The 18851-nt window shown below is 65.4% G+C and carries 17 protein-coding genes; 6 read left to right on the top strand and 11 right to left on the bottom strand.

The window, feature by feature from the left end:
• Positions 1-39: 39 nt before the first annotated feature.
• Complete coding sequence (locus BVC93_RS20130; protein WP_192860046.1) at positions 40-711, bottom strand: MerR family transcriptional regulator; 672 nt, start codon at positions 709-711, stop codon at positions 40-42.
• A 309-nt stretch (positions 712-1020) separates the two neighbouring features.
• Between BVC93_RS20130 and BVC93_RS20125 the strand changes: the two genes are divergently transcribed.
• Positions 1021-2307 carry an MFS transporter gene (locus BVC93_RS20125; RefSeq protein ID WP_083739014.1) on the top strand — a complete coding sequence of 429 codons (1287 nt, stop codon included), beginning with the start codon at positions 1021-1023 and terminating at the stop codon, positions 2305-2307.
• Positions 2308-2313: 6 nt separating this feature from the next.
• Here BVC93_RS20125 and BVC93_RS20120 read toward each other — a convergent pair whose 3' ends face one another.
• The gene (locus tag BVC93_RS20120) at positions 2314-2736 is read right to left on the bottom strand and encodes a ChaB family protein (protein ID WP_083739013.1); all 423 of its coding nucleotides are present in this window, start codon (positions 2734-2736) and stop codon (positions 2314-2316) included.
• A 48-nt stretch (positions 2737-2784) separates the two neighbouring features.
• On the opposite strand from BVC93_RS20120, the gene BVC93_RS20115 reads away from it, so the two are divergent.
• A complete protein-coding gene (locus BVC93_RS20115; protein ID WP_083739012.1) occupies positions 2785-4167 on the top strand; it encodes an acyl-CoA dehydrogenase family protein in 1383 nt (460 codons plus the stop codon).
• A 6-nt stretch (positions 4168-4173) separates the two neighbouring features.
• On the opposite strand, the gene BVC93_RS20110 is transcribed toward BVC93_RS20115, so the two are convergent.
• The 4 genes from BVC93_RS20110 to BVC93_RS20095 all read right to left on the bottom strand — a co-directional run bounded on the left by BVC93_RS20110 (position 4174) and on the right by BVC93_RS20095 (position 8466).
• Positions 4174-5181, bottom strand: a complete 1008-nt coding sequence (locus tag BVC93_RS20110) for an aminotransferase class IV (RefSeq protein ID WP_083739011.1) — start codon at positions 5179-5181, stop codon at positions 4174-4176.
• Between the two features lie 56 nt (positions 5182-5237).
• The gene (locus BVC93_RS20105) at positions 5238-6737 is read right to left on the bottom strand and encodes an APC family permease (RefSeq protein ID WP_083741185.1); all 1500 of its coding nucleotides are present in this window, start codon (positions 6735-6737) and stop codon (positions 5238-5240) included.
• Positions 6738-6843: 106 nt separating this feature from the next.
• On the bottom strand, positions 6844-7809 hold the full coding sequence (locus tag BVC93_RS20100; RefSeq protein WP_236950036.1) for a LysR family transcriptional regulator: 966 nt from the start codon (positions 7807-7809) through the stop codon (positions 6844-6846).
• Between the two features lie 9 nt (positions 7810-7818).
• Complete coding sequence (locus BVC93_RS20095; protein WP_083739010.1) at positions 7819-8466, bottom strand: FMN-dependent NADH-azoreductase; 648 nt, start codon at positions 8464-8466, stop codon at positions 7819-7821.
• A gap of 94 nt (positions 8467-8560) precedes the next feature.
• Between BVC93_RS20095 and BVC93_RS20090 the strand changes: the two genes are divergently transcribed.
• A complete protein-coding gene (locus BVC93_RS20090; RefSeq protein WP_083739009.1) occupies positions 8561-9073 on the top strand; it encodes a MarR family winged helix-turn-helix transcriptional regulator in 513 nt (170 codons plus the stop codon).
• A gap of 432 nt (positions 9074-9505) precedes the next feature.
• On the opposite strand, the gene BVC93_RS20080 is transcribed toward BVC93_RS20090, so the two are convergent.
• The 4 genes from BVC93_RS20080 to BVC93_RS20065 all read right to left on the bottom strand — a co-directional run bounded on the left by BVC93_RS20080 (position 9506) and on the right by BVC93_RS20065 (position 13801).
• The gene (locus BVC93_RS20080) at positions 9506-10654 is read right to left on the bottom strand and encodes an aromatic ring-hydroxylating oxygenase subunit alpha (RefSeq protein WP_083739007.1); all 1149 of its coding nucleotides are present in this window, start codon (positions 10652-10654) and stop codon (positions 9506-9508) included.
• Positions 10655-10749: 95 nt separating this feature from the next.
• A complete protein-coding gene (locus tag BVC93_RS20075) occupies positions 10750-11625 on the bottom strand; it encodes an ABC transporter permease (RefSeq protein WP_083739006.1) in 876 nt (291 codons plus the stop codon).
• The gene (locus tag BVC93_RS20070; RefSeq protein ID WP_236950035.1) at positions 11622-12548 is read right to left on the bottom strand and encodes an ABC transporter permease; all 927 of its coding nucleotides are present in this window, start codon (positions 12546-12548) and stop codon (positions 11622-11624) included. The genes BVC93_RS20075 and BVC93_RS20070 overlap by 4 nt, the downstream gene beginning before the upstream one ends.
• 5 nt (positions 12549-12553) lie before the next feature.
• On the bottom strand, positions 12554-13801 hold the full coding sequence (locus BVC93_RS20065) for a polyamine ABC transporter substrate-binding protein (RefSeq protein ID WP_083739005.1): 1248 nt from the start codon (positions 13799-13801) through the stop codon (positions 12554-12556).
• 90 nt (positions 13802-13891) lie between these two features.
• Here BVC93_RS20065 and BVC93_RS20060 point away from each other — a divergent pair, with 90 nt between their 5' ends.
• Together BVC93_RS20060 and BVC93_RS20055 are read left to right on the top strand one after the other, a co-directional pair.
• Positions 13892-15256: an aspartate aminotransferase family protein gene (locus tag BVC93_RS20060; protein ID WP_236950034.1), complete on the top strand. Its 1365-nt coding sequence runs from the start codon at positions 13892-13894 to the stop codon at positions 15254-15256.
• Positions 15257-15266: 10 nt separating this feature from the next.
• Positions 15267-16412, top strand: coding sequence for an ABC transporter ATP-binding protein (locus BVC93_RS20055; protein WP_083739003.1), 1146 nt, complete (start codon positions 15267-15269; stop codon positions 16410-16412).
• Here BVC93_RS20055 and BVC93_RS20050 read toward each other — a convergent pair.
• Positions 16409-17083, bottom strand: coding sequence for a TetR/AcrR family transcriptional regulator (locus tag BVC93_RS20050; RefSeq protein WP_083739002.1), 675 nt, complete (start codon positions 17081-17083; stop codon positions 16409-16411). The genes BVC93_RS20055 and BVC93_RS20050 overlap by 4 nt on opposite strands.
• A 114-nt stretch (positions 17084-17197) precedes the next feature.
• Between BVC93_RS20050 and BVC93_RS20045 the strand changes: the two genes are divergently transcribed.
• Positions 17198-18844 carry a phytoene desaturase family protein gene (locus BVC93_RS20045; RefSeq protein ID WP_083739001.1) on the top strand — a complete coding sequence of 549 codons (1647 nt, stop codon included), beginning with the start codon at positions 17198-17200 and terminating at the stop codon, positions 18842-18844.
• Positions 18845-18851: the final 7 nt, after the last annotated feature.

Raw genomic sequence — 18851 nt, 5'->3', positions numbered from 1 at the left:
GCGCTGCGTAACTTACCTGTTGCCCGCGGGGCCGAAAACTCAGGCCGTCGAGCGCATCAGCGGTCGACGCACGGCTTCGTCCACCTGGCGGGCCATCACGATGGCCGCCAACTCTCGGTAGTCCTGCAACACCCGACCCGAATCGAGGGGTTCCTGCGCCGAGATTCCCGCCTTGAGCTCTCCCAGCGCATCCAACAACGAGTCGACATCCTCGGCCGCCGCGGCCACCCCCGGCTGCGAGGACGCGAACACCTCGACCAGGACGGCCAGGTACTGCGACCGATCCCGCGCCCGCAAGACGATCCGCACCAGCTCGGGGTCGCTGAGCATGAGCTTTCCGCCGATGGTGCAGGCCAGTCCGGTGGCAACCATGCGGCGTGCTTCCGCACCGGTGACGTCGACGTCGAAAGGCACCATCTGCACGTGCGCCACACCGTCGTCGACCGCCAGGGCGTCATGGAGGCCGAGGACGTCAGCCAGGTCGTGACCCGATCGCACGGCAGCGAAGAAGTCGCAGATGTGCGACGAGGTGAAGCCCCTGCTCAGGAGCTGATCGATCACCCGTAACTGGGCCAGATGCACGTCGTTGTAGATGGCCATCCGCCCGACCCGAGCGGGCGGATCCAGAAGTCCGCGCTCACGGTAGGCGCGGATATTGCGCTCATTGACGCCGGAAACCCGGGCCAGCTCTGAAATGCGGTACTGGGTCACCGGGGTCAGTCCTGCAAGATGGACGAAGGGTCCGTCACACGCTCCATGGCGAAATGGTACCCGAGCACAGCCCATGAGCAAACATTCGCGGCAATCTCGTCGGAATTCAATTTAACTGCCGCCAGCGTCAGTGATCAGCCGATTCCCTCGTTTCAGCTGATCCTCTTCCGCGCCGACGTTCAAATTCAGCCAAGGCGTCAAATAGCGCAGCGGACTTCGCACACTCCCGGTGCGAGTGAACTCACACGTAGCCGATTTCGAGATGACTCCCTGGTTGAGGGACCATCAACGCCTGAGGAGGGAGCGACATTGCGTGCCTGGGTCGTGTGGTCAACCGGGCTTTTGGCATACATCGTCGCCGTCCTCGACCGCACCACTCTCGGCGTCTCCGGCCTCGAGGCGGCTGACCGGTTCCACGCTCCCCCGGCGGTGTTGTCGACCTTCGTCGTCCTACAGGTGATCGTTTACGCCCTGGCGCAGGTTCCTGCGGGCCTGCTGCTCGACCGGTTCGGCTCCCGCGCGATGATCGTTGCCGGCGGATCCTTGATGGCGGCAGGACAGTTGACGCTCGCCTTCACCGAGTCACTGCCGTTGGCGGTGGCAGCCCGAGCGATCGTCGGACTCGGCGACGCATTCACCTTCATCTCGGTGCTGCGACTGGTGCCGTTCTGGTTCACGGAACGCCGGATTCCACTCGTCACGCAGCTCACGGGCTTCTGCGGCCAGTTCGGCCAAGTGCTTTCCGCCCTGCCCTTCCTGGCGCTGCTGGCCGGGGCGGGTTGGCAGATCGCGTATCTGTCCGCATCGGCGTTCGGGGTGTTGGGCATCGTGCTGGTTCTCGCACTGGTGAAGAACACTCCCACCGGCTCCGCGGTGCCGGTCAAGTCGGCCGGCGCGCGCGAGACGTTGGGGCGGCTCAAGGTCACGTGGCTGCGGCCCGGTACCCGACTCGGGTTCTTCACCCACATGGGCACCCAGTTCTCGGTGACCGTCTTCGCGTTGATGTGGGGGGTGCCCTATCTGACCACCGCCCAGGGAGTGTCCCGCGGCACCGCCGGGATGTTGCTGACCGTTTCCGTCATGGCCTCCGTCGCCGCCGGTGTGCTGATCGGAATCTTCTCCGGACGCAACCCGCACCGGCGCTCCAACGTGGTGCTCGGCATCATCGTCAGCAACGCGCTGATGTGGACCATCGTCCTGGCGTTACCGTCGGCGGCGCCGCTGTGGCTGCTGGTGGTCCTGGTCGTCGTCATCTCCGTCGGCGGTCCCGGCTCGATGGTCGGCTTCGACTTCGCCCGCACCTTCAATCCCGCAACGACGCTCGGGACCGCGCAGGGCATCGTCAACATGGGCGGGTTCCTGGCGTCGCTGCTGGTGATGCAGTCGATGGGGATGATCATGGACGCCGCCGGCGGCTACTCGTTCGAGTCGTTCCGGATGGCGTGGACGGTGCAGTACGTCATCTGGATCGTCGCGGGCACCGCCATCCTCATCACCCGTCGCAAGGCCCGCCGGACCATCGGCGACATCGACGAAAGCAGATACCTGCTCGAGTTCTTCGACGACCCACGCGAGGGTCGGCAGCCGGCGCCCTGAGAGGGGCTAGCGGCTGCGCGCCGAGATGCGGCGATTGGCCTTCTGAATGGCAGCCACCAACTCGTCCTTGGTCATCGTCGACCGTCCGCTGATATCCAGCCTGCGCGCCACCTCGGCCAAGTGCTTCTTCGAGGCGTTGGCGTCGACGCCCTCGGCGCTCTCCCCCGAGGCGTTGGGGCCACCGCTTTCGGCCAGCTCATCGGACGGCCCCTTCTCCTCTTTGGCCTCCCAGTGATCACCCACCTTCTCGTAGGAGTGCTTCAGCGCGTCATACGCGACGCGGTGAGCCCGCTCCTGGTCACCGTCGTACTGCTCGGCGGCGGAGTCGTAGGCCTTGGCGAAGGTGCGTTGCGCTTTGGCGTCGGACTTCTGCAGCGTGCTGGGTAGTTCGCTGTTTTTCGCGCTGCCGTCTCTGGTGGTTTTCGGCATACAGCGCAAATACCCGCGGCGGCTGCCCAAAAACGGGTAACCGCCAACGTGGGTTTCAACCTGACACCGACGGCGGCCCAGCACGATCTGGCGCGCCGGGCGCACCTGTTCGCCGAGACGGTCATCCGCCCGGTGGCTGCCGAGTACGACCAACGCCAGGAATTCCCCTGGCCGGTCCTCGAGGAGGCCGCAGCGCAGGGCTTCTACAGTCCGCTGTTCTACCGGGACCTGATCGGCGACCCGACCGGTCTCTCGCTGCCGATGTTCATGGAGGAGATCTTCTGGGGGTGCGCCGGCATCGGCCTGGCGATCGTGATGCCCGCGCTGGCCCTGTCAGCCATCGGTCAGGCCGCCACACCCGAGCAGATGCTGCACTGGGCACCGGAATGCTTCGGCAGTCCGGGCGATCTGAAGCTGGCCGCGCTTGCCATCTCCGAACCCGAGGGTGGCAGCGATGTCCGCAATCTGCGTACCACCGCCCGGCGCGACGGTACCGACTGGGTGATCGACGGCCACAAGATGTGGATCGGCAATGGCGGGATCGCCGATGTGCACGTGGTCAATGCCGTCGTCGACCAGGAACTCGGCCACCGCGGCCAGGCGCTGTTCATCGTCCCCGGCGGCACACCGGGTCTGACCATGGTGCGCAAGCTGGACAAACTGGGCTGCCGGGCCTCACACACCGCGGAGCTGACGTTCGAGGGCGTCCGGGTGCCCGCCGAGAACCTGCTCGGTGGCGCCGACAAGCTGGAGCACAAGCTGGCGAAAGCCCGCGAGGTGGTCGAGGGCGGCAGGCATTCGGGGTCGGCCACGCTGGGCACGTTCGAGCAGACCAGGCCCATGGTCGCCGCCCAGGCGCTCGGAATCGCCAGGGCCGCACTGGAATACGTCACCGAGTATGCCAACCGCCGGGTCGCGTTCGGCGCGCCCATCATCAACAACCAGGGCATCGCGTTCCCGCTCGCCGACCTGGCCACCCGGATTGACGCCGCCCGGCTGCTGACCTGGCGGGCATCCTGGATGGCCGCCACCGGAGTCCCGTTCGAACGGGGCGAGGGCTCGATGTCGAAGCTGGCCGCCAGCGAGGTGGCGGTGGCCACCACCGAGCAAGCCATCCAGACCATGGGCGGCTGGGGGTACATCACCGATCACCCCGTGGCAAAGTGGTATCGAGATGCCAAGCTGTACACCATCTTCGAGGGCACCAGCGAAATCCAGCGGATCGTCATCTCCCACGCTCTGGGCGCCGGCGACGGCGCCCCGCCGCTGCACGTCGACCTCGAGCCCACAGGTGGCCCGCTGAACCGCTGGTTCGGCCGCGGCACACCGGCGCGCACCCGCGTGGCCAACGCGGCACTGGCCGCGAAGGACAAGCTGCCCGCCCCGGTGATGCGCGCGGCAATGACCGTGCTCAAACCACCGGGGCGGTAGCCCTGGTCAGTACTGGATGGCTTCGATCAGGTCCGACGGTTCATCCATCAACGCCCAGAAGCGGTCCCGGATCGCAACCGTCACCGGTCCCGGTTCACCGGTGCCGATCTTCTCACCGTCGAGGGTATTGATCGGGGTGACGCCGCCGGCAGTGGTGACGGCCATGATCTCGTCGGCGTCGTAGAGCTCGTAGCTGGTGACGTCACGCAGTGTCGCCTCGATGCCCATCTGATCGGCAAGCTCGAACACCGTCTTACGGGTGATGCCCGGCAACGCATTTCGTGACGGCGATGCCAGCTTGCCGTCCTTGACGATGCAGACGTTGAAGCCGGGTCCCTCGGCGACGCAGTTGTCGGAGTCCATCAGGATCGCGGTGCGCGCGCCCCGGTCCTTGGCCTCGAAGCTGGCGGCGGTGAGGTCCCCCCACTGGTAGTTCTTGATGGTGGGGTCGACGGTGTTGCGCCCGGCGCGGCGAACGTGACGTGGGACCACGGCGGTGGTGCCGAAGATCTGTTCGGCCGGCGGGAAGGCCCACAGGTACGGGATGGCGTAGATGTAGACCTGGTGGGTGAGTTTCGTGAGGTCCTTCTCGCCCTTCTTCTTTCCGTAGCCGCGGGTGACGGTCAGGTTCACGAAGGACTCGCGAAGCTGCGACATGCTGACACACTGCTTGGTGATGTCGGCCAGCTCGTCCTTGGTGTAGCCGGCATCCAGGCGCAATTTGCGGGCCCCGTCGAGCAGCCGGTCGAGATGGTCACCCAGCCGGAAGATGTTGCCGTGCCAGACATGTGCCACCGTGTAGGTCAGATCGGAGTGGCCGAACCCGGTGTCGAAGATGGAGATCTTGGCATCCTCGGCCGGGAGGAACTCCCCTTCGATCCAGGCGACACCACCGGCGAACGGGCTGGAGTAATCGAGTTCGTAGTCGCTGTACTGGATCACCGAGCCTGCAGGAGTGTCCTCGCGGATGGCTCCGGGTTCGACGGCGACGAGGTTGGAAGTGCCTGCACTCATGTTGAGATTCCTTACGGTTTCAGATATTCGGAGGATAGGAGCGAAAGGACCCGGGATTACAGACCGTGGGACTTGGCGTAATCGGCGCCGGCGTCGCCCTTGCTCAGACGCGCCTTGAGACCGGTGGCCCACCAGATGGCGGCGAGAACGACGATGCCGAGGAAGACCCACTTGTTGGTGGTGAACTGCGGCAGGAACAGCAGCGCAACGGCCACACCGAGGAACACCACCAGGGCGGTGACGTACAGCGGCAGCCTGAACCTGCCGAGGTCGAAGGTGCCGGGTTCGGGTGCGGGGATGGTGCCCCTGCGGTAGCCGACCAGAAGGCCGATGGTCTGCAGGATGTAGACGAAGAAGAACAGCAGCGACGCGATGCCGATGATGTAGTTGAACGCCTTCTCGTTGACCAGCGCCGAGAGCAGCAGAAGTGTTGACAGGCAGCCCAATCCGAGGACGGCGTATGTCGGCGCCTTGCTCTTCGACGAGACGTGGCGCCACACGTGGGAGAACGGCAGCATGTTGTCGCGGGCCATGGAGTAGGTCAGCCGCGTGGCCACCAGGATGTTGGCCAGCAGGCAGGCCAAGATGTTGGTCAGCGCGATGGCCACGACGATCTTGGTGACGACGGGACCGGCCTGCTGGGTGATGATCTCCTCGATGGGAGCGGCCGAATTGGCCTCCACCGCAACGGGATCCTTGATGGCCAGCACATACACGACATACATCAGGAACTCGATGACGATCGAGGTGATCAGCGCGTAGAACATCGTCTTGGGGACCACGCGGCGAGCGTTCTTGGTCTCCTCGGCGACGTCGGCACCGGACTCGACGCCGATCAGGCCGAAGAACGGGCCCAGGGCGGCGGCCAACCAGGCCAGCATGTAGGAGTCCTTGTCGCCGGACTCCCCGCCGGTGAACAACGTCGAGATCGGCTGGTGGTTCTCGGGCGCGGAGAACGCGATGACGGCGATCAGGGCGGTGGCGCCGACGGTGATCACCAGCTCCAGGCTGACGCCGATGTTGTTGACCATGGTCGCAAAGCGGACGCCGTAGATGTTGATCAGCACGCAGACGAACACCACGGCGATGGCCAGCAGGATCTGGGTGGTCTGCGTCATGGTCCAGCCCATGAGTCCACCGAGGTAGCCGGACAGGATGAACCCGACCCCGGTCATACCGCAGACCCAGCCCATCAGGGCGATGAAGCCGGTGAACCAGGCCAGGTTGGGCCCGTTGATCCGGCTGATCCACTGGTAGGAGTAGCCGGCCAGCGGCAGCTTGGCGGTCAGGTCGGCGGCGATGAACGTCCACAGCGCGAACACCGCCCCGGCCAGCAGCAGCGTCCACACGAACGGTGCGCCTGCGGTGAAGTAGCCCGCGCCGAATCCGGTGAAAACGGCCGTCGTGGCGCTGATGGTCGCGAAACCGATGGCGAACGACGCTAGGGTGCCGACCGAGCGGTCGAGCTTTTGGGTGTAGCCCAGTTCGGCGAGCTTGGCATCCTCGGCGCCGAGGCTGTCGCGCGAATGAGTTGGTGACGCTATGGCATCGGTCATGATCACTCCAGGTCAGGTGATGTCAGAAAACGACTGATGACTAGAAAAGCGCCACCTCTTCGTAACCGGAAGTTCCATCTTTTGATCTACTGATAACCCGCGTTTATCACTGGAGTGTGGCCGGCACCGGGACATCTTCGCCGTCGCCGAAATTCCACTGGTCCTGGACGTATCTGATCAGGGCGTCCGACTGCGGTGACAGCTGCGCCGGGTGCCACGCCAGCGCGGTGTGGCACGGCGGCCGGTCGGTTATCGGCACGTAAACGATGCCGGGGCGGTCATAGAAACGCGCCACCGACGACGTGGTGAAGCTGATTCCCAACCCCCGGGCAATCGATGTCGTCTCCGCCTCGTAGGTGGCGGCGACGGCGGCAATGGTGGGTGGCCGGTTGCCCCGCGCGTCCATCGCCATCCAGTAGTCGCGCCAGCTACCCGCAGTCAGTGGCGCGCACACGATCGGGTCGTCGAGCAGCTCGGCGATCACCAGTTCGTCCCTGTCCGCCAGCCGGTGATCGCGGGGCAGACACGCCACCCACGATTCGGAATCCAGGATGAGCATCCGGTGCTCGGGAAGGTCCACCGGTGGACGGATCAGTGCGACATCCGCCGAGCCGTCGGCCAGTCCCGCGGTGGGGTCGGAGAAGTCGAACTCGATGGGCTCGACAGCCACATCCGGGTAGGCCGATTCGAAATGCCGCACGATCCGGAACAACAGGTCTGCGCCGGTGCCGATCAGGTAGCCGAACCGCAACCGACCTTGGCGGGTGCCCGAGAGGGTCACCAGGTTCTCCATCACGGCGTCCACCCCGCCGAGTGCCTGCTGGACCTGTGGCAGCCACGCCGCACCGAGATCGGTCAGCGCCACCTCACGGGTGTTGCGGGTGAACAGCTGCACCCCGAACTGGTGCTCGAGCTGTTTGATGGCCGTCGAGAGCGCCGGCTGGGTGATGTACAGCTTCTCGGCGGCCCGCCGATAGTTGAGTTCGGCCCGAGCACGGCGAAGTACCGCAACTGACGCAGAGTGACGTCGTGGATCTTGGCGCTCGTGATCGGCCCCTCTCGGTGGACGCACTCAAGAGTGTCATGCCACCACGCGCGCCGTCTCCCACAGTTCGTCGATCGCAGCCTCGGCGGCGGCCAAGCTCTTGGCTGCCAGCGGACGCAGGTCGGCCATCGCCGGATTGACGTTGGCCATGGTCAACTCCGCGGTGATGAACGTCGGCTTCAGCCCGGTCATGTCCAGCCCGTGTGGCAGCCACGCTTCGGCGTGATCCCAGCCCTCCCGCGGGGTGCCGGTGCCGTAGCCACCGCCACGGGCGGCGAGCACCACCAACTCGGTGTCACCCAGCAGACCCTGCTGGGTGGCGGGGTCGAACGCCAGCCCGGGCACGATCAGATGGTCGACCCAGGCCTTGACCGTGCTGGGCGGGCCGAAGTTGTACAGCGGAAGACCGAGGAGCACCGTGTCGGCCCGCTTGATCTCGTCGATCAGCGCGATGCTGCGGGCATAGGTCTGGGCCTGCGCGGGCGTGTGCTGCTCGGGCGGCACCATTGCGGCCAGTCCGCCCGCCGCGTCGAGGTGCGGTACGGGATCGGCTGCGAAGTCGCGGTAGGTCACCTGACCGTCCGGATTGAGTTGACGCCAGCGGTCGGCCGCGCGGGCGGTCAAGCGGCGACTGACGGAGTGCGCACCCTGGATGGAGGTGTCGATGTGCAGCATCTTCGACATGGATGACTCCCTATAGATAGTTTATGTAGTGCCAACTATATATACCAGGTTAAACGGCGAGGTATTCGCGTGCCCGGCCATTAGGCTGGGCCAGGTGTCCGAACTGCCGATCCTGTCGCCCAACTGGCAACTCGTCGGCCCATTGATGGAACACCTGGTCCGCCGCATGCGAGCGGTGTCCGAATCCGAAGTCGAACGCTTCGGGCTGCGTCCCCGGCATGTCCTGACTCTGACGCTGTTACGCGACTTCGGCGAACGCCCGCAGTCGGAGTTGGCCACCCTGTTGCGAATCGATCCCACCAACGTCGTGGGACTGCTCAATGAGCTCGAGGCCGACGGCCTCATCGAACGCAGACGCTCCACGCAGGACCGACGTAGACACACGGTGGTGCTCACTCAGGCGGGCACCCAGCGTCTCACGGCAATCGAGGGTGTCCTGCGCGACGTCGAGCGCCAGGTCCTCGGCGTGCTGGACGACGACGAACACACGACGCTGTACAACCTGCTGCTGCGCGCCGCCGGCGAGGGTGTGGCGTGTACCGAGTCGACGGCGGGTGCGTGTGTGGTCGACGAACTACCCGAGGGACTTCACACCCCCGAATGCTGATCCAGGTAGCGCGCTACTCGCGTCGCCCGGTGCCACCGCGTCTAGTGTGAAGCCATCGCCGGACGTCTCGGCGTGTGATTCATCCGGGGGGATGAAATGAGGGTTGTTCCAGAAGAATTGAGAGAAGACGGCAGCGGGGGAACGCTCACACCGCCGCCTCGCGCCGCTCCTGCGGTACTGGTGACCGAGCAGCAGGTCATGCTGGCCTCCGCCATCGCGATCTCGCCAGCCGTGGCGTCACCATCACCAAATCGGTTGCAGCGCATCATAGGTGCGCTGGTACGAGTGGCCACCTGGTCGCCGGACCGGCCATGCTCCGACCATGACCGACATCAGGCCCACGCCCGGCGGACGCCGAGCTGGTACTCGGATGCATTGATGGCGCGGGAGATGTGGCGGCTGTGATGGCCGTAAGCTACGCGGGCCGGATCACTACCGGCCCGCGTACGCCCGCGCCACCCGCGTGACGAACTGGTACACGCCGTCCTCGTCGGGAGCCAGCGGGCCGGGACGAGCATGCGGTGAGCTCAGGCCGCGTTGCACCGATTCGCAGGCAGTCCAGTCCTGCCGGTTCGTGAGGTCCCAGAAGTCCACCGCGTAGGACGGATCGAAACCGGGCTGCTCAGCGACCTCTCTGGGGAACGCCCATGCGCACTCGACGTGGGTGCGGTCGACGGCCAACGGCGTCATGAGGTGGGTCATCACGTAATCGGGGTGCAGACTGACCAGCAGGTTCGGGTAGCCGACGAGGTACATCACCGAACGCAGTTCATGCTCGGACAGACCCTTGATCGCCACTCCGTCGCTCTTGCCGCTCAGCGACATCGTCTCTGCGCCATCGATGATCGACATCCAGCCGCCCATCCACGAACCTTCGAGTTCGAGATTCTCGCCACTGGTGGGTGGGCTGATACGGCTGAGCTCGGGGTGAATTGACGAGCAGTGGTAGCACTCCTGGTAGTTCTCCGCGATCACCTTCCAGTTGGTGGCCAGTTCGTAGGAGTGCCGCGCCACCACGGTCAATTCCTCGGGCCGATACGGCGCCACCACCTCTTCGAGGCCGGCCACATGGTCGCTGAAGTCGCTGTCCTGGCCGCTGGGATCCACGAACAGCCAGCCGTGCCAGTTGACCAACCGCAACTCGAACAGTCCGAACTGCGCGGGATCGAAGCCGTCGACATCACTGAAACCCGGTGCTTTGCGCAGACTTCCGTCGAGTTTGAACGACCACGAGTGGTACGGGCACACGATGCCACGGCGTTTGGTCTGCGCGCCGCAGGTCAGCAGTTCGTGGCCACGGTGCCGGCAGGTGTTGGCGAACGCACGCACGGCGTTGTCCTCACCGCGCACCAGCAGTGCGCCATTGGCGCCGGATCCCACCGCTTTCTGACTGCCCACCGACGGCAGGTCCGAGGCGTGTCCCACACACGTCCATCCCGAGAAGATGGCCTGTTGCTCCCAGGCGAACACCGCTGGGTCGACGTAGGCCTCCCGGGGCAGCATGCGGGACTGACCGAAGGGGGCCAGCGCCGCCGCCAGCGCGTCGGCAGGGACGGGAGCCGGACCAAGCTGTTTGAACATACAGTCAAGAATAAGGGCTGACGCTCTCCCGGTCCAGACGGGGATTTGGGCGTGATTCCAACCGCTGAGCGGTTGGAATCACGCCCAAATCGCAATCAGGCTTCGCCGGTGAAGGCGCCGATGCCGCGATCGGCGCCCTGCCCCTTCGCCATTCGCCGGTAGATCAGGTAACCGATCACCACCGCCGCCAGCGCGGCGAGCAACAGCAGGGTGGCCAAGGCGTTGAGGGCCGGCGTGGGGGCGGCGCGGGCGGTGTTGTAGATCTTCACCGACACCGGTTCGGTCGAGGCGTCACCGGAGAGATAGCGCACCAGCACGAAGTCGTCGATGACGTCGGCGAACACCAGCACCGTGCTGGCGAAGATCGCCGGGGTGAGCATCGGCAAGATGATCCGGCGCAGCGCACCCAACTGCGTGGCACCCAAATCCATTGCGGCTTCTTCGTATTGTCGCCCGATGGTGGCCAGTCTGGCTCGCACCAGCACCGCCGGATAGGACACCTGGAACGTCACCAACCCCACCACCTGAGCGGAGGTACCCAAACTGATCGGCAACGCCACCGAGGTGATCATGAACAGCAACGCCACCGCCAGAAGCACCTCGGGGATGACGAACGAGAACAGCATCAGCACGTTGGCGCCGTCGGGCACCCGGCCGCGCCAGCGATCGATGCCGATGGCGAACAGCACGCCGAGTGGCACGGTGATCAGCGTGGCGATCAACCCCAGCTTCAGCGTCTGGAACAGCGCGGTGTGCAGGGCCGCGTCGTGCCACACCGAGCGGGTCTCGTCACCCCAGTACCAGCGGAACGAGAAGCCCTGCCAGTGGGTGCGGGACCGGCCGTCGTTGAACGAGAACATGACAGCGATCAACACCGGCAGCAGCGACCACAACAGGTACACCGCCGTCACGCCCACCAGGATCCTGGGTGGACGCCACGGGTCGTTCCACCAGGTGACCGGCCCTCTCATGAGGCCACCTCGTCCCGGCGTCCCATCACCCGCACGTAGTACAGCATCGGCAGCAGCGCCACCACCAAGACGATCATCACGAAAGCACCCGCCTGCCCGGTCTGCCCGGGGGCCTGCACGCTGTCGTTGATCAAGTTGCCCACCATGGCCGTCTTGGGCGACGCCGACAACAGATCATTGGTGAAGTAGTCCCCCAGCATCGGCAGGCAGGTCAGCAGCACCGCGGCCACCATCGTCGGTCTGCACAACGGCAGAGTCACCCGCCAGAACGACGACAGCCGGTCAGCGCCCAGATCGCGCGCCGCCTCCAGTGTGTGTTGGGGCAGCCGGTCCAGCCCGGCATACAGCGGCAAGATCATGTACGGCACATAGCCGTAGACCAGACCGAGGATCACCACCACCGGTTGCCCGGTCAGCCAGTGCACGTCGACATGCACCAGCCCACCGAAGCTCAGCACCCTGTTCACCAGGCCGTCGTCCTGCAAAAGGTTGACCCAGGCCAACATTCGCATCATGTAGCTGATCCAGAACGGCGCTATCAGAGCGGCCAGCAGCACGCCCTTCCACTTCCCCGCCAGCCGTGCCACATAGTAGGCGACGGGAAACGCGATCAGCAGGCACAGCGTGCTGGCGATCAACACGTAGGCGGCGGTGCGCACCAGTGCCGGGCCGTAGATGCCGTCCGGTCCGACGATGCGGCTCAGCACATAGGTGAACTGTTGCGGATTCCAGTGCAACGGATTCCACACCGGAACCGCGGTACGGAAGATCGGATCGACGTAGCCGAACACCACGCACAGCACCACGTACAGCGGCACGATGAAACAGAACACCAGCCACAGCAGCCCCGGCGTCGCCAGCGCCGGCCACAGCCGGGCCGAGCGATCCTTTGCAGGCCGCGAACTCACGGCGGTGAGCGCCACAGTGCTCAGGATCCGCCGGCGTTGAACGCGTTCCAGACGTTGCGCCAGGCGGTGTCGTTGGCGGGATCGAGTTCCAACAGCCGATAGCCGCTGTCGAAGTACTCGGGTCGCACAATCGCCGACTGCAGGTTGGCAGGGATGAACTCCTCGGCCACCAGCGATTCCGGGGTGATCGAGTTCTGCGGGGGCTGGTAGCCGATGGCCGAGAAGTTCTCCTTGGCCACTTCGGTGTCGAGCATGTGGTTGAGGAACAGATGCGCCAACACCGGATTCTTGCCGCCGCGTAGCGTCACCAGCATGTCGTTGTCGACCAACCCCTTGCCGTCGCTGGGGAACCAGTACTGCAGGATGTCGGTACCGACGCCCTCGGGCAGGTAGTACTGCGCGTTGATGATGTCGCCGGACCACATCTGCGCCAGCCCGATCTGACCGGCGGGCAGGTCGCTGTACATCGTGATGGTGACCTTGGGCGAGGTGGCCTCCACCAGAGCGGTGAGCTGCTCGCCCACCATCTTCAAATCGGCTTCCGAGCTGGTGTTGACGTCGGTGATGCCCTCTTTGAGCAGCACCAGCGCCATGGCGCTGTGCCAGTCGTCGAGAATGGCGGTCTTGCCTTTGTAGGTCGGATCCCAGAGGGAGGCATAGGGATTCGACAGTGCACCGATATCGGCGGGCACCTGGTCACTGCGCCAACCGATGCCGGTGGTGTAGATGGTGTAAGGCACCGTGTAACGCCATTCCTGGTCGTACCACGGGTTGGTGAAGCTGGGCCACACATTGGAGATGTTGGTGAGGTAGCTGTGGTTCAGCGGCCGCAACAGCCCGCCTGTCACCAGCCGGCTGATCTCGGTGTAGTTGGCGTTGTAGATGTCGAAGTCGACACCGCTGCGCAGTTTGGTCAACGCCTCGTCGCCGTCGTTGAACGTCGACACCTCGACGGTGCAGCCGTACTGCTGCTCGAACGACTTGATGGCCTCGGGGCTGAGATAGTCGGCGTAGTTGTAAATCTTGAGCGTCGCCCCCTGCTCCGGGGCCAGGCCGTCGCCGATCGGTTTGTTGTCGTCGGCGATGTCCCATGTGACAGGACTGTCCGGCTTGGCCAGTGTCAAAGTCGCAGTTGCGCTCCCCGGGCCGCCCGGACCTGATCCGCAGGCCGCCAGAGCGCTGCCGAGAGTGGGGGCGGTGAGCGCGAGAAGTCCGGCGCGCATCAGGAATTGGCGCCGCGTGGGGCCGGAGGGCCTGGGCAGTGGCATCGGAGCCTCCCCGCTGTTGCGTCTTGTCGCTGATAGGACTCTCGCATAGACTGAATGCTCAGTCAACCGATAGAGAGCGGAGGTTGCACTGTGGCGTCATCGATGGTCGAGAGCTCGGTGGACCAGTTGATCGCGGCCGAAGAGCAGGTCTTTCTGCGTCGCCAACCGCGCAGCACCGAGTTGATCGCGCAGGCTCGTGCGCACCTGGCGGGTGGCGCCACGTCCAACTGGCAGATCGCGCAGCCGCAAGCTGTCTGGATGAGCCACGGGGCGGCGTCTCGGGTCTTCGATGTCGACGGCACCGAGTACGTCGATATGCACGGCGGTTACGGCGCCTCCATCGCCGGCCACGCTCACCCGGCCATCGTCGAGGCAGTCAGCCGACAGGTAAGGCGCGGAACACATTTCGCCCAACCCACTGAGGATGCCATCTGGATCGCGGACGAACTCGCCCGTCGGTTCGGCCTGCCGCTGTGGCGATTCGCCAACTCGGGCACCGAAGCCACCATGGATGCCGTCCACCTCGCCAGGGCGCTCACCGAACGGGATCTCATCATCAAGGTCGAGGGCTGCTATCACGGCCATCACGATTCGGTGCAGGTGTCGGTGCTCCCCGAAGCCGACGAGGTGGGTCCGCGGGAGCGGCCGACCCGGGTGCCCGGAAACAGCGGAATCCCGGCTGCTGTCCGCGATCTGGTGATCGTGGTGCCCTTCAATGACCCTGGTGCCGTGGCCCGCGCACTCACCGAGAACGACGGCCAGGTGGCCGCGATGATCGTCGAACCGGTGATGATGAACGCCGGCATCATTCCTCCCGACGAGGGTTACCTCGCAGAGATCCGCCGGCTGGTGCACGCCGCCGGCGCACTGTTGATCTTCGACGAGGTGAAGACGGGCTTCACCACCGGCCCCGGCGGCGTCACCGCGTTGTCCGGGGTGACCCCCGACATGGTGTGCCTGGCCAAGGCACTGGGCGGGGGCATCTCGGTGGCGGCCATCGGCGGTACCACCGACGTGATGTCGGCCATCGCCGACGGCCGCTACGAGCAGGTGGGCACCTTCAACGGCAATCCACTGGCCATGGCCGCCACCAGGGCCACCCTCACCGACGTGCTGACCGACGACGGCTATCGCCACCTCGACGGGTTGGCGCGCCGACTACAGGGTGCGCTGGAGTCCACCATCGCCCGGTATGACGCGCCGTGGCACGTCGTGGCGGTGGGCGCGAAGGGCTGCGTGACATTCCGCGACGAGCGCGTCCGCGAATTCCGTGATTTCCTGCAGATCGACGCAAGGTTGGGTCATCTGCACTGGCTGATCCAGCACAATGGCGGAGTTTTTCTGCCCCCATGGGGGAAGGTGGAGCAATGGCTGTTATCCGTTCAGCACGACACCGACGATGTCGATCGCTTTGCGGCCAACTTCGCCCGGTTCGCAGCGGCGGTGCGCAACTGACGGGTAACCGGTGACCGGCGGCGCCATCCGGTTGCACCAGTTGGCCAAGGCGTTCAACGGCGTACCGGCGGTCACCGGGATCGACCTGGAGATACCGGCGGGCCAGTTCTATTCGCTGCTGGGCGCATCGGGATGCGGCAAGACCACCACGCTGCGGATGATCGCCGGCTTCGAGAAACCCGATTCCGGTCGCATCGAACTCGACGGCCGCGACGTCGCGGGCGACCCTCCGCACAAGCGACCCGTCAACACCGTGTTCCAGACGTACGCCCTGTTTCCGTTCATGAGTGTCTGGGACAACGTGGCGTTCGGGCTGCGGTATCTGAAGACCTCGAAAGACGAGACCAGGCACCGAGTGGGTGAGGCTCTCGAGTTGGTCAGGATGGCGGAGTTCGCCAAACGGCGCCCTGCGCAGCTCTCCGGCGGACAACAGCAGCGGGTGGCACTGGCCCGGGCACTGGTGTTGCGCCCCAGCGTGCTGCTGCTCGACGAGCCGCTGGGCGCCCTGGACGCCAAACTGCGTAAACAGCTTCAGCTGGAATTGCGATCGGTGCAGCGCGAGGTCGGTATCACGTTCGTCTACGTGACACACGATCAGGAAGAAGCGTTGACAATGAGCGACCAGATCGCCGTGATGGCCCAGGGCCGCGTCGAACAGGTGGGGGCACCGCAGGATATCTACTCCCGTCCCGCCACCACCTATGTGGCCGGATTCCTGGGTGCTGCCAACATCTTCGACGCCGAGGTCCTGGAATCAACAGGTGGCTCCGCGGTGTGCTCGACGATGTCGACGACGGTGCGGTGCGCGTCCACCGAGACGGACGTGCGGTGCCCCACCGGCCCGGCCGCCGTCGTGATCCGGCCCGAACGCATCACGCTGCACGGTGTGGACCGCAGCCCCGCCTCCGATCAGAACGTGATCCCCGGCGTGGTCCGCGAGGTGGTCTACCTCGGCTCGTCCACCCAGGTGCTGGTCGACGTCGGCGAGACCACCGACCTGGTGGTCGAGGTGCCCAATCATGCTGGACCACAGTCGGTCACGTTCGCGCCCGGCGCGGCGGTACTGTGCGAGTGCAGCCATGACGCGGTCCGGGTGCTGACGCGCAGTCCCGCCCCGGTGGTGTCCGATCCGGTGGCCGAACTCAGCCTGTCCTAGCGCCGGCGAGCCGCCGTTTTCGCCGCGCCCTTCTTGACCCGCTTGGACTCGGCCGCCAAGTCCAGCTCACGCTCGGCGAAGCGCATCGCGATCTGGTAGGCCACCTCGGAATCCACGTCGGGATCCTCCAGCGCCACCTGGATGGAAAGCCCGTCGAGCAGTGCGGCGAACTCCAGGGCGAACATGCGCGGGTCCACCTGAGGATCGCGCTCACCGGACTCGGCAGATTCCAGTGCATCGATGATCATCCGGCGCCACCGGGCGTCGAGTTCGATACGGCCGGCCTTGACCTCATCGTGGCGGAAGGCCTGCGCCCACAGGTCGAACCACAGACCCCACGCGCCGGGGATCTCGTCGGCACCGTCGCCTTCGGGCACGCAGGTCCAGCGGATCAGCAGAGACAGCCGCTCACGCAGGGAACTGACCTCGGCGAGCATGGCCTCGGCGGCCTCGTAGAACGATTCCTCGGAATGCCGTAGCGCATCGACCAGCAATCGATCCCTGGTGCCGAAGTAATAGATGACCAGCGCCGAGGACACCCCGGCGCGCTTGGCCACATCGGCGATGCGGGTCTCGGAGAAACCGCGCTCACAGATCAACTCTGCTGCCGCGCGCAACATCTGGATGCGCCTGCCCTCATTGTTCTCGGTGGCGGGTGCTGGTTCTGCCATGCTCCGACGTCTTCCCTCCGCTGTGGCCTCGCTGCCTCTTGTCGGAAGCTTAACACTTCGTTAGATTGAACAGTCAGTCAGGATGTGCGATCTCCCCTGAAAGAGGATCCCGAAATGTCCAACACCTACGACGCCCTGGTGATCGGCGGCGGCCACAACGGCCTGGTGTCTGCGGCCTACCTGGCGCGCTCCGGCGCCCGAACCCTGGTTTTGGAATCCCGTGGCTCACTGGGAGGCGCCGCGACCACCGAAGCCCCTTGGCCCGACGCCCCGCATCTGCGGGTGACACGCCTGTCCTACGTGATGAGTCTCATGCCGCCCACCATCGTGGCTGACCTCAGCCTGGAACGCCACGGCTACAAGGTGCATCCCATGGGCCCCTACTACCAGGCCTTCCCCGAGGGCGGGTCGCTGATCATCTACGAGGACGACCCCGGCCGCACCCATGAGCAGCTGGCCAAGTTCTCCAAGAAAGACGCCGACGCCTGGCCCAGATGGAACGAGTGGCTCGAGGGCATCGCGGACGTCATGGGCCCGCTGCTGACACAGGTGCCGCCGAACATCGGCTCGCACAAGCCCACTGATCTGCTGGACCTGGCCAAGCTGGGCTGGAGCCAGCGCGGTATGACCACCCGCATGATGGGCGACGTCACCCGACTGCTGACCATGAGTATCGCCGACCTGCTCGACGACTGGTTCGAATCCCCGCAGATCAAAGGCGCGCTGGCGGTCAACGGCGTCATCGGTACCTGGGCGGGGCCGTACGAACCCGGTACCGCGTACGTGATGGCGCATCACTCCATCGGCGACGTCGGTGACGGCCAACTCGGCAGCTGGGGTTACCCCGAGGGCGGCATGGGTGCGGTGTCGGAGGCCATCGCCCGCGCAGCTCGCAGCTTCGGCGCTGAAATACGAACCAACACACGAGTTTCCCGATTGCTCGTGCAGAACGGTCGGGTCCAGGGTGCGGTACTCGACAACGGCGACGAGATCCGCGCTCCCCTCGTGGTCACCACGCTGCATCCGCGGACCGCCTTCCTGGACCAGATCCCCCGCCACGAACTGCCCGACGAGTTTGTCACCGACATCGAGCACTGGAAGACCCGCAGCGGCGTGGTGAAGATCAACTTGGCGTTGGGTGAGCTCCCCAATTTCACCGCGAACCCCAGTTCCGGTCTGGCCGAACACCACACGGGCTCTGTCGAGATGGCACCCACCATGGAGTACATCGAGGCTGCCTTCCAGGACGCGCGGCTGGGCAGGCCCGCCGCGCTGCCGTTCAGCGACGGCGTCATTCCCACCACCTTGGACAAGACACTCAATCCCGATGGCACTCACATCATGTCGCTGTTCACCCAGTGGGTGCCGGCAGCCTGGGCGGACGAACCCCACACCGAGGAGCTCGACGCCTACGCCGATCGCCTGATCGACCTGTACGACACGGTGGCCCCCGGTTTCAAATCGTCGATCCTGCACCGCGACATCGTGGGCCCCCACGAGATGGAACAGGAGTACGGGTTGATCGGCGGCAACATCTTTCACGGCGAACTGTCACTCGAGCAGCTGTTCCACATGCGCCCGGCGCCCGGTTTCGCCGACTACCGCACCCCCATCGCCGGGCTGTACAACGGCAGTTCGGCCACCCACGCCGGCGGCGGGGTCTGCGGCATCCCCGGCTGGCAGGCCGCCAAAGCCGCTCTGGCCGATCAGAAGCGAGCCAGCCGACGTGCCCGGATCGCCGCACTGGGGCGCCGATCCTGACCAGGCG

This window comes from Mycobacterium sp. MS1601 (assembly GCF_001984215.1).
Lineage (GTDB): Bacteria > Actinomycetota > Actinomycetes > Mycobacteriales > Mycobacteriaceae > Mycobacterium.
Note: the sequence above shows the minus strand (reverse complement) of the source record. Positions and strands in the feature narration are given on the sequence as shown.